At 51.8% G+C, this 15,905-nt stretch carries 16 protein-coding genes and 1 pseudogene; 15 read left to right on the forward strand and 2 right to left on the reverse strand.

All coding sequences use genetic code 11. From position 1 onward, the window contains the following. The 3 genes from ACH2EH_RS08130 to ACH2EH_RS08140 form a co-directional block, all read left to right on the forward strand. A partial coding sequence (locus ACH2EH_RS08130) for a hypothetical protein (RefSeq protein WP_395140625.1) occupies positions 1-251 on the forward strand: 251 nt, incomplete at its 5' end. Positions 252-362: 111 nt separating this feature from the next. Further along, the gene (locus ACH2EH_RS08135; RefSeq protein WP_395140626.1) at positions 363-1,622 is read left to right on the forward strand and encodes a type II secretion system F family protein; all 1,260 of its coding nucleotides are present in this window, start codon (positions 363-365) and stop codon (positions 1,620-1,622) included. 83 nt (positions 1,623-1,705) lie between these two features. Beyond that, a complete protein-coding gene (locus tag ACH2EH_RS08140) occupies positions 1,706-3,073 on the forward strand; it encodes a prepilin peptidase (protein ID WP_395140628.1) in 1,368 nt (455 codons plus the stop codon). A 3-nt stretch (positions 3,074-3,076) separates the two neighbouring features. On the opposite strand, the gene ACH2EH_RS08145 is transcribed toward ACH2EH_RS08140, so the two are convergent. Beyond that, the gene (locus ACH2EH_RS08145; RefSeq protein WP_395140630.1) at positions 3,077-4,429 is read right to left on the reverse strand and encodes a sulfatase; all 1,353 of its coding nucleotides are present in this window, start codon (positions 4,427-4,429) and stop codon (positions 3,077-3,079) included. Positions 4,430-4,500: 71 nt separating this feature from the next. On the opposite strand from ACH2EH_RS08145, the gene ACH2EH_RS08150 reads away from it, so the two are divergent. The 12 genes from ACH2EH_RS08150 to ACH2EH_RS08205 all read left to right on the forward strand — a co-directional run bounded on the left by ACH2EH_RS08150 (position 4,501) and on the right by ACH2EH_RS08205 (position 14,495). Further along, positions 4,501-4,944: a hypothetical protein gene (locus ACH2EH_RS08150; RefSeq protein WP_395140632.1), complete on the forward strand. Its 444-nt coding sequence runs from the start codon at positions 4,501-4,503 to the stop codon at positions 4,942-4,944. Further along, complete coding sequence (locus ACH2EH_RS08155) at positions 4,944-5,351, forward strand: hypothetical protein (protein WP_395140634.1); 408 nt, start codon at positions 4,944-4,946, stop codon at positions 5,349-5,351. Before ACH2EH_RS08150 ends, ACH2EH_RS08155 begins: the two co-directional genes overlap by 1 nt. Before the next feature lie 15 nt (positions 5,352-5,366). Next, complete coding sequence (locus ACH2EH_RS08160; RefSeq protein ID WP_395140636.1) at positions 5,367-5,684, forward strand: gluconate 2-dehydrogenase subunit 3 family protein; 318 nt, start codon at positions 5,367-5,369, stop codon at positions 5,682-5,684. A gap of 471 nt (positions 5,685-6,155) precedes the next feature. Further along, on the forward strand, positions 6,156-6,563 hold the full coding sequence (gene rpsL / locus ACH2EH_RS08165; RefSeq protein ID WP_184199401.1) for a 30S ribosomal protein S12: 408 nt from the start codon (positions 6,156-6,158) through the stop codon (positions 6,561-6,563). Between the two features lie 3 nt (positions 6,564-6,566). After that, the gene (gene rpsG / locus ACH2EH_RS08170; protein WP_309696883.1) at positions 6,567-7,037 is read left to right on the forward strand and encodes a 30S ribosomal protein S7; all 471 of its coding nucleotides are present in this window, start codon (positions 6,567-6,569) and stop codon (positions 7,035-7,037) included. Positions 7,038-7,144: 107 nt separating this feature from the next. After that, positions 7,145-9,298, forward strand: a complete 2,154-nt coding sequence (gene fusA / locus ACH2EH_RS08175) for an elongation factor G (RefSeq protein ID WP_395140638.1) — start codon at positions 7,145-7,147, stop codon at positions 9,296-9,298. Positions 9,299-9,418: 120 nt separating this feature from the next. Continuing rightward, positions 9,419-10,399 (forward strand): hypothetical protein, encoded by a 981-nt coding sequence (locus ACH2EH_RS08180; RefSeq protein ID WP_395140640.1) that lies wholly within the window; start codon positions 9,419-9,421, stop codon positions 10,397-10,399. A gap of 24 nt (positions 10,400-10,423) precedes the next feature. Further along, positions 10,424-11,200 (forward strand): hypothetical protein, encoded by a 777-nt coding sequence (locus ACH2EH_RS08185; protein WP_395140642.1) that lies wholly within the window; start codon positions 10,424-10,426, stop codon positions 11,198-11,200. A gap of 113 nt (positions 11,201-11,313) precedes the next feature. After that, positions 11,314-11,436, forward strand: coding sequence for a hypothetical protein (locus ACH2EH_RS08190; RefSeq protein WP_395140644.1), 123 nt, complete (start codon positions 11,314-11,316; stop codon positions 11,434-11,436). A gap of 149 nt (positions 11,437-11,585) precedes the next feature. Further along, positions 11,586-13,400 carry a M4 family metallopeptidase gene (locus tag ACH2EH_RS08195; RefSeq protein ID WP_395140646.1) on the forward strand — a complete coding sequence of 605 codons (1,815 nt, stop codon included), beginning with the start codon at positions 11,586-11,588 and terminating at the stop codon, positions 13,398-13,400. An 87-nt stretch (positions 13,401-13,487) separates the two neighbouring features. Next, positions 13,488-14,234, forward strand: a complete 747-nt coding sequence (locus ACH2EH_RS08200) for a hypothetical protein (protein ID WP_395140648.1) — start codon at positions 13,488-13,490, stop codon at positions 14,232-14,234. Positions 14,235-14,282: 48 nt separating this feature from the next. After that, positions 14,283-14,495, forward strand: a complete 213-nt coding sequence (locus tag ACH2EH_RS08205) for a hypothetical protein (RefSeq protein ID WP_395140649.1) — start codon at positions 14,283-14,285, stop codon at positions 14,493-14,495. 7 nt (positions 14,496-14,502) lie between these two features. Here the strand turns inward: ACH2EH_RS08205 and ACH2EH_RS08210 are convergent. Beyond that, a pseudogene (locus ACH2EH_RS08210) lies at positions 14,503-15,905 on the reverse strand (hypothetical protein); the annotation flags it as partial.

Raw genomic sequence — 15,905 nt, forward strand, 5'->3', positions numbered from 1 at the left:
GCTTTATTCAGGATCGCATTCAGTTCCAGCTTCTTTATTGCCAAACGGCCATCCGCAAGTACAAGTGGGAGTGGGAGAAACTGCCAGAGAATCTGGACGCGCTGAAGCTCGCGGAGTGGGCGCTCGATCCCTACACGCGCCAGCCCTTTCGCTACGAAAAGAAGGGAGAAACGTACGAGCTTTTTAGCGTGGGGCCACTGGGAGAAGACGGTCAACGTGCGCCGGTTCATCTTCCGTGGCGGAAAAATTGACGAGAGGGCCTTGTGTGGCCTATAATAGAATCCAAGGATTTTTGCGGAGCCGTAACCGTCGGGCAGGAAACGACGTTTATTAGGCATCAACCTGCAGGAGAAAGATACTCTATGCCCGCATTCACATACACGGCTAAGGCCGCAGATGGCAAGACACTCACCGGCACCAGCGATGCCACCACTCCCTCTGAGCTGCGCCAGCGTCTCACCGAGCAGGGCTACACCGTTCAAAAAGTAGCTCCCGCAAAAGCGACGAAAAAAGCAGCGACGAAGGCCGCGATGAACCAGCCTACTTTTCTGGACAAGTTCCAGAAAGTCAAGCTGACCGACCTCTCGATCTTCTGCCGCCAGTTCTCCACCATGATTGACGCGGGTGTGTCGCTGGTTCGATGTCTGGATGTTCTCTCGGAGCAGTCACAGTCTCCCAAGCTACGCCGCATTATCGGTGATCTACGCGCTGAGGTGGAGGCAGGTAACATGCTCTCCAAGGCGATGTCCAAGTACCCCTCGGTCTTCTCCAACCTCTTTGTCGGTCTGATCCGTGCGGGAGAAGTCGGTGGTGTGCTGGAAGAGTCTCTCCAGCGCCTTTCGATCTTCCTAGAGAAAGACGTCGAGCTGCGCCGTAAAGTGAAGGCCGCGATGACCTATCCGGCCATCGTCTCCTGCGTCGCTCTGGGAATTGTGCTCTTCCTCACCATCCGCATCGTCCCCGAGTTCCTGAAGATGTTCATTGACCTCGGATTGAAGGCGGAGGACTTCCCTGCCCCGACAATGCTTCTTAAGACCATGTCCGATTTTTTGGTGCAGAAGTGGTACATCATGACGCTTAGCGTCATGGTCGGTATTGTCGCCTTCAAGATGTTTGTGCGCACCAAGTTCGGTCGGCGTGTGGCGGATCGTGCCAAGCTGAAAATGCCGGTCTTCGGAAAACTCAATCACAAGGTGGCACTTGCTCGCTTCTCCCGAACTCTCTCGACCCTACTGAGCTCGGGTGTGCCGATCCTCCAGGCGCTGGAAACGGTAGCAGGTACGGTCTCCAACGAGATCCTCTCCGATGCGATCCTCGATGCCCGTGCCCGTGTCCGCGAAGGAGACGTCATCTCCGAGCCGCTACGCAAGTCCAAAATGTTCCCTCCGATGGTGGTCCAGATGATCTCCATTGGTCAGGAATCGGGTTCGCTCGACACCATGCTCTCCAAGATCGCGGACTTCTACGACGGTGAAGTAGACGCCGCTATCTCGTCGTTGACCGCTGCCATCGAGCCCGTTTTGATTGTCTTTCTAGGCTTTACGGTTGGCTATATCGTGATCGCGATGTTCCTCCCGTTGGCCGGTCTGATCCAGGGTCTCTCCAGCGACAACGGCGACTAATAAAACAAATCACAACGGAGAACGAACCCTCTCGCCGTGCGGGAGGGTTCGTTTTTTCAGTGTTTTACCGATAACATAAAGTGATGAATTTTGAGTGGCCCGCGCTGCCGGACTCGTTCTGGTACTACGTTGCTTTCGCCTACGGAGCCATTGTCGGCTCGTTTTTAAATGTGGTGATCTACCGGCTCCCCCTGGGCAAGCACCTCTCTAAACCCGCGAGTCACTGTCCCAACTGCAACCATATTATTACGTTCTGGGAGAATATCCCCCTACTCTCATTTCTGTTTTTGCGTGCTCGCTGTAGTGACTGTAAGGATCCCATCTCGTGGCGCTATTTCTGTGTGGAGCTCTTTACTGCCTGCTTCTGGACGCTGCTCTACCACTCGATCGTACTGCCCTACCAACCACTAACGACCTGTAACTTTATCTTCACAGCGCTGATCGCGGCACTCCTGATCGCACTGGTCTTTATTGATCTCGACCACTTCCTTGCCCCCGACGAGCTGACGTGGTTCGTCGTTGCTCTAGGGCTAGGGCGCGATCTGGCCTGTGGGGTGATCGCGGTCTCGCAAAACGAATGGACACGTTTTTCACAGGACTTCCTCTACTTTGGCTGGCTGCCCGTCTCGCTCGCTGGAGCGGCTTGCTACGGTGGCCTGCTCTTTCTCGTCTCGTTTGTGGGGTTTATTGTCTACGCACGCCAGCCGGGAGAGAGCCTCCCCAAAATAATTCGGCGCTTCTTTATCGAGGAGTCTCCTCTGGAAACGACCACCGAAAAAGGCATGGCCCTTGTGGGCACCGGCAAGTCCCCCGAGGAGCCTCTCTCCGAGGACAGCACCACACCGCCCCGACTAGCGCTCTCCCCGTTATTTTTGACATCGCTCTCGTTTCTGGCAATGACCCCGATGTTTCCGCTCTGGGCAATCCTTTTTTTGGTGATCCCTCTCGCCGCCTTTTTTGTCATGACTCGCCACAGCGATGAGACGCCAATGGCCACTCTACTACGCTTTGGCCGCTCGGATGACCTCGGTCTGCCCGCCTCCGCCAACGCGGAGATCGCCGCTGCCGCCGCGGAGGCCGACGAGTTTGCTCGGGAGACGGAGACAGGGCAGCACGGTGCGATGGGGCTGGGTGATGTGAAGCTGGCACTGGGGCTGGGGGCAATTCTTGGCCCGGGTATGGCGATTCTCTCACTTGTCTTTGCAACATTTCTCGGGGCCGTGGTAGGAGGGGGGATCGCACTTCTGCGCGGACGCAACATGAAGTACGGGGTTCCCTTTGTCCCGTTCATGGCAGCCGGTGCCATGATCGTGATGTGCTTTGGCCCACAGATGGTCGAGAGCTACAAGAAGCTCGCCTTTCCTCAGAAAGAAGACTCACTGCACCTAGACGTGCGTAGCCCTCGAACCCGTCGCCGCATGGGCTTGCCCCCCCTGAAGCCCGGTCAGTAGGAGCTATGCACCCACGCGGCCCACGGGCCGCACGCCCTTACCGATCCGCTCCGGGCCATCGCCCAGTTCCTCACGCGCTTTCTCCGCCAACCCAAGCAGGCGCTTCACGACCTCGGGACGCTGCGCCGCCCGATCTACTGTCTCCCCCGGATCGGCGACAAGATCATAGAGCTGGGGCTGAGCAATACGCGCCTGCTTGTACTTGACGGGAGTGCCGCCCGTGGCGCGGGGCGGATTCGTGCCAAGCGTGCGATAGCCCTGTGGCAACATCACCTTCCAGCGCCCGGAGCGTACGGATTGCAGCTCGTTGGCATTGTAGTAGAAAAAGTACGCCTCCTGTGGACTCTTCGCCGCACGATCCCCGCTCAGCAAGGGCCAGATATCCTTGCCATCTATCTTATTTTTCGGAAGCGGTGCCCCCGTGAGCTTCGCAAGGGTCGGCAGCAGATCAATGGTCATCGCGGGCTCGGTGATCACACTCCCCGCTCGAATTCGTCCTGGCCAGCGCGCCACAAAGGGCTCGCGAACACCGCCGTCCCAGCACGTGCCTTTGCCCTCGCGCAGTGGCCCGGCGCTCCCGGCGTGCTCGCCGTAGCTGAGCCAGGGGCCATTGTCCGATGTGAAGATCACCAGCGTGTCGCGCTCCACTCCGGTGCGCTTCAGGGCCGCCAAGAGCTGCCCCACACTCGCATCCAGCTCCTCGATCACATCGCCAAATGTCCCGCGCTTGGAGTGGCCCTGCCATTTCTTGCCCGGCGCGAGCGGGACGTGGGGCATGGCATGAGCAAAGTACAGAAAAAACGGTGTCTTTGTCGCGTGCTTCTCGATAAAGCCGATGGCTCGGTCGGTGTAGCGCTGCATGAGCGTGCTCATCTGCTCTAAGTTCTCGATAATCTGCACCTGCTTCTCGCCGTCCATCAGCGGCAGCGGCGGATAGGCACGCGGCGTGTCCGGGTGATTGGGCCACATGTCGTTGGAGTAGGGCAAACCCAGCCACTCATCAAAGCCGTGGCGCGTCGGGTTAAACTCCGGCTGATGCCCCAGATGCCACTTGCCCACCATGCTTGTCGCGTAGCCCTTAGCCTTCAGCACCTGCGGCAGGAGCATTTCCTTGGCGCTAATCCCAATCTTCGATGCTGGCCCTAGCGCCCCCTGAATCCCGACGCGTCCACAGTAGCACCCTGAGAGCAGCGCCGCCCGGCTGGCAGAGCACACGGGCTGCGCGACATAGAAATCCGTGAAGCGCACACCGTCGCGGGCGAGCGAGTCAATGTGCGGCGTCCGAATGTCCTTGGCCCCAAAGCAGCCGACATCGGCATACGCTAGATCATCCGCGAAGATCAAGACAATGTTCATGGAAGCATTTTACCTGCTTCCCAATTTCCTTACCCCCAGTGGAGGGAGGGAAATCCGGTGTAAAATGACGCATGATCCAGCAGAAGCAACAAGAGAGAGTGGCTCCGGAAAATAGGCTTACTCTTCTGGAGATTGTCCTCGGCTTACTGCATCTCTTTGCAGGAGCAATCCTCCTGAGCTACGTCGTCTGGGTAATCCACAAACTCTACCCCCAGCCCGGCCCGCCCGGTCAGCCCTGGTATCAGTACGTGGGCCTTCCAACTTGTCTGATTCTGTCGTTTTGCACAGCCCTATCTGGGGGGCTTCTTCTCTGTCATCAGCGCCGCGCCGCGCGCTGGCTCCAGTGGGGAAGTGCTCTTGCCTCGCTTTGCCTGGTGGCACTTGTCCTTTATAACAGTTGGGCGCGCAACTGGCAGCACAATAGCGCCTTCTACACGGCAGTTTATGCTCTCCTTACGGTCTGGATGTTCTGGTTCGCAAGGTTTCTGAAGCAGCGAGAGGGCGAAGGTTCTTGATGCAAAAGCAGAAACAGCCGCACCGGCAAAGGCGCTCCGTGGGGGAGCTGGTTGTGGCGACACTTGCCTTGCTCTGGGGAGTGACGACAGCCGTTTTCTTCTACCAGCTCAACCACGAGCCGACCCCGATTGGAGCGATTGGCAATGCCTTGTGGATCTTCCAGGGCGTGTTGTGTGGTCTGGGCGGGCTCCTCTCGCTTTTGCGCCTTCGTACCGCCGCATGCATCGCCCTGTCTCTTGCCGCGCTGTGCCTGATCGGGCTGATCGGTGTCGCGCTCTGGATAGCATCTACCCAGCCACCAACCGTCACGCTGAGCCTGATTATCTCCGGGGCGCTACTGATTCTTGCACTGGTCTACTTTTTCCTGGGGCGCTGGCTTGGGCAGCAGGAAGATAGCGACACCTAGGTGAAAAATACCCTCATGCTAACCGACACCCAACGCGCGACACTCGCTGCCTTCGCCGACACCGTGATCCCGCCCAATGATGCCCCAGGTGGTGCAGAGGCTGGAGCGGTGGCCTTTGTGGAGAGCTTACTCGCGCGTGAGCTTGCTCCCCGCGCCGCTGAGTACACCGCATTTCTGGACAGGCTCGCCAAGACGGGCATGAATTTCCCCGCCGAGCTCCAGGCTACCCCCATCTTCCGACTTGCTGCCGAGACGATCCACGAGGCGTACTGGACAAGCACGGCAGGCAAACGGGCCGTAGGGTTTGTGGAATCCGACAAGTCGGTGGCCTGAAAGTCCGCCTCTGGGCCACCTTCGGCGAAGCGGGCCGAGCCCGAAAAGGGGAAGAGAGATTCGGGGCGGCCTCGGGCCGCTTGGCGAAGCCGACGGGTACCCTTTGGGTGCGGGGCCGTTCCTGGCCCTGGCATTTGCCCCAGCATCCGTGGGGTTTATGGAAAATTAATTTGACACTGCAAACAGCCCTTGGTATACTATTCAGGTTGTGTGACGCAGGTGAGGCCGTCGTCATGCACGACAAGATTATCACCGCGTGTGCGGAGGAGGCTGGAGTCGGAAGACAGACCGCAAAGAGACGAACCCTAAAATAGTTCCTCATTTGAAACCCTCCCTCGCCCTGCGTGTGACGATTACGTCGAATTCGCGGGGTTTTTGTTTGCCCAATCGGGCACAATTTGCCCCGTAGAAAGCATTCCCCTGTCGCCTGAAGGTGGCAGTGAAAGAATCTCAGGAGCTTAAAGGCCGTTTATGCCAACTATCAGTCAGCTAGTCCGCAAGGGGCGCAAGCCCGTTGTTAAAAAGAGCAAGTCGCCCGCCATGCAGGGAAACCCCCAGAAGCGCGGCGTCTGTGTCGTGGTCCGTACCCAGACCCCCAAGAAACCGAACTCGGCTCTGCGTAAGATCGCCCGTGTGCGCCTTACCAATGGAATCGAAGTCACCGCGTATGTTCCGGGGATCGGGCACAACCTGCAGGAGCACTCCGTCGTCATGATCCGTGGCGGTCGTGTGAAAGACCTGCCCGGTGTGCGCTATCATATTCTCCGTGGAACCCTAGATACTCAGGGAACCAAGGACCGCAAGTCCAGCCGCAGTAAATACGGCACCAAGCGGCCCAAGCCCGGTCAGGCAGCAGCGCCCGCGAAAGGAAAGAAATAACCTATGCCACGTAAAGGCCCTGCACCACGTCGCGTTATCGCGCCGGATCCTATTTACAACCAGGTTATGGTCTCCCGCTTCATCAACCGGCTCATGCTGGATGGTAAGAAGTCGGTCGCCGAGCGCATTTTCTACGATGCTCTCGAAAAAGTTGAGGCCCGCGCCGGTCGTCCCGGCATTGAGGTCTTCAACGAGGCCCTTCGCAACACCATGCCCGTGGTCGAGGTCAAGCCTCGCCGCGTTGGTGGTGCAACCTACCAGGTGCCTATCGAAGTCAAGTCGCCCCGTAAAGAGGCGGTTGGTATTCGCTGGATGATCACTTTTGCTCGCCGCCGCAATGGCCGCAGCATGGTGGACAAGCTCTCTGCCGAGATTCTCGACGCTGCTAACAAGCAAGGCGGCGCGGTTCGTCGGCGTGAAGAAGGCTTTAAGATGGCCGAGGCCAACAAGGCATTCTCACACTATCGGTTCTAGGTGGCTTAACAAAGCCCTCGCCGCCTGGACCGAAAAGGCCAGGCGGCGTTTCGCTGTCTGGCATTTCAAGGTCGAAGTAGGGCAGACATCGGAAGGAAACAGGAAAAATGGCTAGAGATTTCTCTCTCGAAAACACGCGAAATATCGGTATTGCTGCACACATTGATGCAGGCAAGACCACGACCACAGAGCGCGTCCTGCTCTATACCGGAGTCAACTACAAGATCGGTGAAGTGCACGACGGCACCGCAACCATGGACTGGATGGAGCAAGAGCGCGAGCGCGGTATCACGATTACCTCCGCTGCAACCACTTGTTTCTGGGGTCTGGAGCCCAACCACGATCCGTTAAAAGCCGATCTTGGGGGCCGTGAGAACACGCACCGTATTAACATCATTGACACCCCCGGCCACGTGGACTTTACCGTTGAGGTAGAGCGCTCCATGCGCGTTCTGGACGGTGCCGTTGCGGTGTTCTGCGCCGTGGGCGGTGTCCAGCCCCAGTCCGAGACCGTCTGGCGTCAGGCCAATAAGTATAAAGTGCCTCGTGTCGCGTTCGTCAACAAGATGGACCGCGCGGGCGCTGACTTCTTAACCGTCGTCCGGCAGGTCAAAGAGCGCCTGGGTGCCAAGCCCGTCCCCCTTCAGCTCCCTATCGGTGCTGAGGCGGAGTTTAAGGGCATCGTTGATCTGATCACGATGAAGGCCTACAACTACTCCGACGACTTTGGTAAGAAGCCGCTGGAAGTGGAGATCCCCGCCGACATGCGCGACCAGGTAGATGAGTACCGTGCGCTTATGGTAGAGGAAGCCGCGACCATTGATGAGACTCTCATGGAGAAGTATCTGGAAGGCGAGGAGCTGACCATTGATGAGATCCGTGCGGCGATCCGTAAGGGGACGCTGTCCATGGAGATCACTCCGATGATCTGTGGCTCCGCTTTCAAGAATAAAGGCGTCCAGTCCATGCTCGATGCGGTCATCTACTACCTGCCGTCCCCGGTGGATGTAGAGGCCGTTCCTGGCACCAACCCGGACACCCTGGCCGAAGACAGCCGCAAGCCGGGTGACGACGAGCCTTTCTCCGCACTTGCCTTCAAGCTGATGAACGACCCGCACGTCGGGAACCTGACGTTCTTCCGTGTGTACTCGGGCACCCTCACCAAGGGCAGCTACGTCTACAATGCAACCAAGGGCAAAAAAGAGCGCGTCAGCCGCATTCTTCAGATGCACGCCAACAAGCGTGAGGAGATTGATATTGTCTACTCAGGCGATATTGCCGCCGCCGTGGGTCTTTCGGACACCACGACGGGCGATACGCTGGCCGATGAAAAGCGCCCCATTATCCTGGAGTCCATGACCTTCCCCGAGCCCGTCATCGAGATGAGCATCGAGCCCAAGACCAAGGCCGACCAGGACAAGATGGGTGTCGCGCTCCAGCGGCTCTCCGCCGAGGACCCGACCTTCCGGACGCACACCGACCAGGAGACGGGCCAGACGATCATTCGTGGCATGGGCGAGCTGCACCTGGAGATTCTCGTGGACCGTATGCGGCGCGAGTTCAAGGTCGAGGCCAACCAGGGCACGCCCCAGGTTGCCTACCGTGAGACAATCAAAGGAAGCGCAACCGAGCGAGGGCTCTTCAAGAAGCAGACCGGTGGCCGTGGTAAGTTCGGCGACTGTACGCTGATTGTCGAGACGAACGAGCAGGGAAAGGGCTTTGAGTTCGTCAATAAGACCGTCGGCGGCTCCATTCCGCGTGAGTTCATCCCCGCTGTCCAGCGTGGCTGTGAAGACACTCTCCTCCACGGCGTGCTAGCGGGCTACCCGGTGGTGGACGTGAAAGCGACTGTCATTGACGGTTCCTTCCACGACGTGGACTCGGACGAGATCTCGTTTCGTGAAGCGGGCCGTATGGCGATGAGTGCGGGAATGCGTAAGGCGCTTCCGATTATCCTGGAGCCCATCATGTCGGTGGAGTCGGTCACGCCCGATCAGTACCTCGGGGACGTGATCGGTGACCTGAACCGCCGCCGTGGAATAATCGAGTCGCAAGAGACCCTGATGGGTGGAATTCGCGCCGTCAAGGCCAAGATTCCGCTCTCGGAAATGTTTGGCTACATCAGCGACCTTCGCTCGATGACTCAGGGCCGCGCCTCCTCGACGATGGAGCCTTCGCACTACGAAGAGGTTCCTCGCAACGTCGGTGAGGAGATCATGGCAAAGTCCGGCCGTAAAGGCAAGGGCAGCGACGACGACTAGAGTCTCAGTATAGTGTGCCTGCAAAAAGCCCCAAGTTAATTCTTGGGGCTTTTTTTATTTACACCCTTGCAGAAGTACATAGGGGGAGGTATACTTGGCCACAGAAAGGTTCTACGAGAGATGTTCACTTTTATCTTACCAGCTCTTGTTTTATTTTCGAACAATGCTCCAAAATATGTCCTACCAATGTGGAGTATGGAAGCATTAACTGAAGAAAATACAAATAGCGGACACTTATCAAGTGGTAAAGATGGCCTTCCTATTATAGAGATGACTATAATGGCCAGAGTAGTATTAGGAGGTCAAGGAATAGGCGGTGAAACTGTTCATTTTGTTGTGTCAGAAAGTGATAGTGATAAAATTCATTTATCTGAATCTCAGTCAACAACTGATTCTACAGGTAGATGTTATATTACAGTCAAAGCTAAAAATTTTAATTATTCCGACAACACAAATGTCATAGTAACAGCCCATTGGGAACCGTCGCCAGAAGTCGCTCCGAATGGCCCAGTACCTCCGGTTGAAAAGCTCATTACCATGATATTTCGGAGATTCACGCCATCAGATGAGATCAGTGCATCTTTTTCATTACCAGGGCTTGAGTTTCCAGAAATTAATCCCAGCATATCTATTCCTTACTTAGATCAAGCTCCTTCCTGGTTACCAATGGGAACTACAGGAAACTCTCGCAATGCTTGGACACTTAACCTAAATGGTGTTCAAAGAACTTCATTTACGAGTGGAGCTGATGCAAAAATCAAATGGTCTAATGATTCTTTGCCACCAGAAAGCCCTGAACCAGCTAGAGTAAACTATGATTCAGAAACAGATATTCGAACGATCATTTTTTCTGAATATAATATGAATGGAACCGTTTCGAATGGTTCAATTTTCATTCCTGTAGATAAACGTCATCATGTTCAATCCACTGCAACTCATGAGCTTGGACATGCAATATCTTTAGGGCATGATTCGCCTTTTTATGGTCTATTCGTACCAAAATCAGTTATGGTAGGCGGTCCCGTGCGATATTTCGTTATGGGAATAATTGATCCACAGATTAGAGACAAAGAAGTCATCAAATTATACTATCCAAACTAATATTCGTATGTAAAGGCTAAAGCAATGAAATTATTCCAACAACAAAACACAGATAACAAAAATATTATTACTGAACCGGTCATACCTATCCCACCAAATCGTTTTCTGCCACCACTAACACCCAATTTCAAAGCAGACATAATTACTCGAAGTGACGAAAGCATTCCCGAAAATATTAAAGACCTGATACGTCCTCATGACATCATTATAACGTGTTACGTTGAAGGTATATTAAGATTTTCACACAGTCCATTTAATAGTCCACATATGTTTCAAAATACACTGTATTCTGTACATGTTGAAAAATATCTCAAAGGAACTGGTACACAACAAATAAAAGTGCTCCAAAGTGGAGGACCTCTCGCATGGCAATCCCAAACCGATAGCAACAAAATTAAAACTGGTTATAAGATATATGGCAATCCTTTTTTGCTCGTTAATACAAGATACATTCTATTTTTAAGAGATCCATCAATATATAATACTCAAATATCTGAAAAAGGATACGCTGAACATACAGTAAAAAACATTAAAGGTATTAGTTTTTATGCCGAAGAATATTTATTTATTAATCCTCTTCATGGCAAAATACTGTTGAAAAATGGTTATTCGTATTCATCACTGATAGTTGACATACCTAATTCAAGTTGGAAATTCCCTGATAATCCTCAGATCGTTGGAATTCCAGAAATTCAAGCAATCAAAAACATTGAAAATGCTATTTTTGAAATTAATAGAGATGAAAAGAAAGCTCTCATAGAAGCAAACAAACAACTACGATCAAAAGGAATAATTCGTTAAAAAAGTATGTATGGCACCAAAAAAGTTTGGAGCAAATCTAATTCTCGACGTAATATTTAACTACTTCTGAATTTAAACGCCCCTATCATCCTGTTTAACGAATTATTCCTTCGATGATCCACGGCCGGGCCTCCTCGACGATGGAGCCTTCTCACTACGAGGAAGTGCCTCGCAACGTCGGTGAGGAGATCATGGCCAAGTCCGGTCGCAAGGGCAAGGGCGGCGACGACGACTAGAATCGAGCACCTCGCTCAGAAAAAAGTCCCAGAAGTTTTTCTGGGACTTTTTTTTGCTTTCTTGACAAACATCAAGAATAATGTTACGCTTGTTCCCATCGGGGCCTCTAAAGTCAACGAGGCATCACAAATAAGGATAAGTGGGTAAAATGATAATTAATATCAGCAATCTAGTTTCTGATCAATTCCAGACGAAATGTCGCCACACAAAACGACGACATGTTACAAAAAATTTCATCATTGCATTATGTAGCACGTTAGTAATTTCCCAGACAGGGAATAGTGCGATTGCTCAGAATACAACAGGCAAATGGAAGGTTATTCATGAATATGATAAATCAGAAAATAATACAATACCTGAATGGACTCGCGAGTCTGTAAAAAAAATAAAAAATAAAATCAAGGTATATAAGAACAAAAAAACAAACATATTAGGTGTAGATAATCAAAGAAACCTATCGGTATCCAACCCCGTCGACTTGGAAATTACAAGATCAACGATTGATGATATTGGATATACGCATACAGAATTCCAGCAAAAATTAGTAGGCATTGAAGTTTTTGGTGGGAATATAGTAACAGTCTCTGATCCTCAAGGTGCATTGGAAGAACAATACGGGACAACATATGATGTTGATAACGTACAAACAATTCCAAGTATCAGCTCAAACTCGGCGGTATCAACAGCAATTATGTCTCATGGATATTTTGGCACACTTGCAGAAGCCCCTACAGCACAGTTGGTAATTTTACCTGATAATGTTAGCCATCCCGGAATAGGATCAAGTGCAAAATTATGCTGGAAGGTATCATTTTATATAGATGATGATACTACAGCATGTTGTGAAAGACCTCAATATTTTATTGACACAACAACAGGTGCTATTATTTTTCATTATGATGATGTTGCACACCAAAGCTATTCAGCGACGTTAAAAACGATTTATTATGGAGATGTTAATGAATCAACTTATGGATATGTACAAGAAAGTGGTAATAGTTTCAAATTGAGGAGTTTCCTGAGCACGACGGTCACAGGTTTTGATCCAACGAATAATACTGCATATTCAGCGCTTATTAAAGGCACAGATTATAATGGTAGCGGAAGTAGTTGGTTTGAATATGATAAAACTTATTACAATTTCGATCCGTTAAATCTCATACTGTTTTTCGGTAATAATCTTGACACATCGGGAGAGAGTATTGCCGCGACAGCGCATTATTCTCTAAAAAAATCTTTCCAATATTATGCAACTAAATTTTATCGTTCAAGAATCATTGGAAATCAAACGCGGGTAGATGTAAGAGTTCGGTATAAAACCGGCTTTGATGATGCTGTATGGGATGGTTCGGCTATGAGGCTTGGAAATGGGATTGCTCCATATTCAGGTAGTCATGCAACTCTAGATATTATTGGACATGAGTATACTCATGGTGTAATAGATAAAAGTTCTAAATTAATAAAGAGAAATGAATCCGGTGCCATAGGTGAATCGCTAGCAGATATTTTCGGAACCTGTATAGAATATTTCAGTGCGAATCAAAATAGTGCAGTCAATCCCAATTTTCTTTTCGGAGAAAAAAGCCGAAGATCTGGAGGGACAGAATCGATAAGGCATCTCAATAACCCTTTATTAGACCCAAATGGAGTCGTGAATTATAATAACAGGGTTTATATCAATACAAATATTGATAATGGAGGAATTCATTTCAACTGTGGGATATCTAACAAGGTTTTCTATCTGTTATGTAATGGTGGCCAATTAAATGGTCGGATAATTCAACCCATAGGAATTGAAGCATCAGAAAAAATATTTTATCGAGCTATGACACTAAAATTATATCCAAATGCAACATTCCGTGATCTTGCATTTGCAACTATCAAGAGCGCGATAGAACTTGGTTACTCCAGTACCGTTGCAGACCAAGTGACTTTTGCATGGTTGGCAGTTGGGGTGTCTTGACACTTTAATGTCTATATAAACCTGGATAAGTACGTTACAGAATCATATTTATCCAGGTTTAGATTACTACTCCAAAAAATTATGGCTATGATTTTAAAAAATAAAAAAAATAACAGTTTATCCAGAGAGCAATTCTTACTTTCAGGAGTCGCTGTTCTCTTGAACGGTTGCTCCGGAGTATCATTACCGGGGGATAAATTTTCTTTAGTAGACGGAACACGTCTTTTGAGAGATAAAAATTATATAAAATATTCGGTATTAGAAACATGGAGATATGCGGATGGAAGAAAGGAAAAATTTAACAGGGATATGGATGTACAATATACCGTTGAAGACAAACTAATACTGAAAAAATATACTCAGCAAACATTTTTAGAAAAAAACGAGATGATAGATACATTATATCAAAATGAAGATGGGGATGTTTTTCTAGTTTCACGTCAATTTGGTCCTTTGCGAAGTAGGGAAGATCGTAGATTCTTTGCTCCTCTTAATCAGGGGGTAGAAATATTGCCGGGGAAATGGTCGATTGGTTACAGAGGAGTTTATTCCCTTAAGGTTCATGACTCTGAGGTACAAGAAGGAATACATGATTTCACTGTGACTGGTTCAGAATCAGTGGATACGCGTTTAGGACGTTTTGATTGTTGGTTATCCGAAGGCACTTCAGGAATTTACAGCGATTATCAATATCCAGAAATGAAAACGAAGTACTGGTATGCTCCTCAGCTTTCCTCGTTTGTTAGAATGACACAAAAGGGTTCCTGGTGGCAAGATCCAGGTAATGTATATATAGAAGTTGAAACAATTTTACTCGATACAAATATGATTTAGCATGATAAACCCGGTACTTTGTCGCCAGCTTGACTGCATAAGTGCTCTATGTCGAGAGTCTCACTTTGGGGGGTGCAGATCGCCGCTGCTCATGCTGGAAGAGACGCCGCGCTGTATGCCCGTGTGCGCTTCGCCACGCACCGGGGCCAGCCCATCGAGTTCCTCTCCACGACACCCGTCCTGCCCGAGGATCAGTACGTCGGAAGCTACGTGGGCGTCAGCTACCGCCCCGAGCAGCCCGAGGGCGCCTGGATTTCCTAGCGACGAATCAGTACGTGTTCACCCGCGCCACCATATCGCCCTCGTCACCGAGCTGGACGAAACGCCGGGGCGTGCCACCGTCGCGCTTTGCCACAATTGCCCGACCGTGATCGTCGTCGCCGTCGGGGCCGCACGACCAGAGTTTGAGTTTATCCGCCTCACGCCGGTAGCCAAACGTCTGCCCAAAGCGCGGGGCGAAAGGATCGTCGGGGAGGGCTTTGAGATAGCCATTAGTGACAAGCTCCGCGAGGGTGGCGGGATAGCTGCCTTTTTCTAGGCGATGTGCACGAAGGGCAAGGTAGACTCGCGCCAGAGCCGTCTCCACGCGGGTCGCGGTGTCTTTCTGCCCGGCTTGCTGGAACAACGGCAGGACGAGCTGGTTGATCGGGTCGGTGGGAATGTGGGGGCCGGGTCGTTTAGGATCGTAAGGAAGCTTTGTCTGTGCGGCCAGCTCGGTCATGTAGCGCCCACTCTCGGCAAAGATGACTTTTTTCGTGTGCCAGACAAACTGCCCGGTCAGCAATGCCTGAGTTCCAAGCAGCTTTGCACGATCCAGCACACCAGGCTTCTCGAGCTCCTCCCCTGCCTTCATATCTTCCGCCGTTACCGCATCCTGGCCTTCGGAAAAGTACGTCGATGTGTACTGCCAGGCATTGGAATTTTTGAAGTTCACGTAGGTGTAGGCTTGATTGAAGTCGCGCTCATTCAGGAGCACACTCTCAAAGGAATAGCGTGTTGGCTCCAGTGCTTCCAGACGTGCAGCGGCAGCACGAGTAGTCTTTGCATCCAGTCCCTCTACCCGCTCCCAGAGTGCTTTTCGCCCGATTGCCTCGCATGCAATGCCTACCAGATTCCCAATGAGCTGGCTTTGGTGTGAGATCAGAGCCCCCAGAGTTATCGCATCTAAAGCGCACCGGCTCGCTTCGTTGTTTTGCCCCAAGTCCGCGTAGGTCTTGCTCGCGAAAAAGAGAAGCCGGGCTAGCTCCCGAAATTCCGCGAAATGGGGAAAGTTATCGGCAAGTGCCTGGACATCGCCGGGTTTCCGGGGAGTGGCGAACTCCTGGGTCAGCGCTTCCCGCACCTTTGCAATCGTGGCCTGGTTCTTCTCCAGCAAGGCCTTTCGGTCTTCCAGTGGCCCTAGCGGGTAGGTGTATTTCTTTGCTTTCTCATCGTAGCGGCTCTCGGGATTGACGGCTGCATGGCCCCACTTGCTGACTTCGAGCTTTCTTGCCTCGCCCAGCGTGTCGTAGGCATTGGGCGACGGCAGCTTCCACTCGGGGATTTTATACTCCGGGGCGGCGTTGCCACGAATCCAGAGAATCCCGCCCAGCCCGACAAGAACCATCAGGCTGGTACCGCAGCCGACGGCCAGTAGCTTTTTGACTTTGCTCATGGGCATTAGTATGCCGC

It is taken from the genome of Armatimonas sp. (genome assembly GCF_043760365.1).
In the GTDB taxonomy this organism is placed as follows: domain Bacteria; phylum Armatimonadota; class Armatimonadia; order Armatimonadales; family Armatimonadaceae; genus Armatimonas.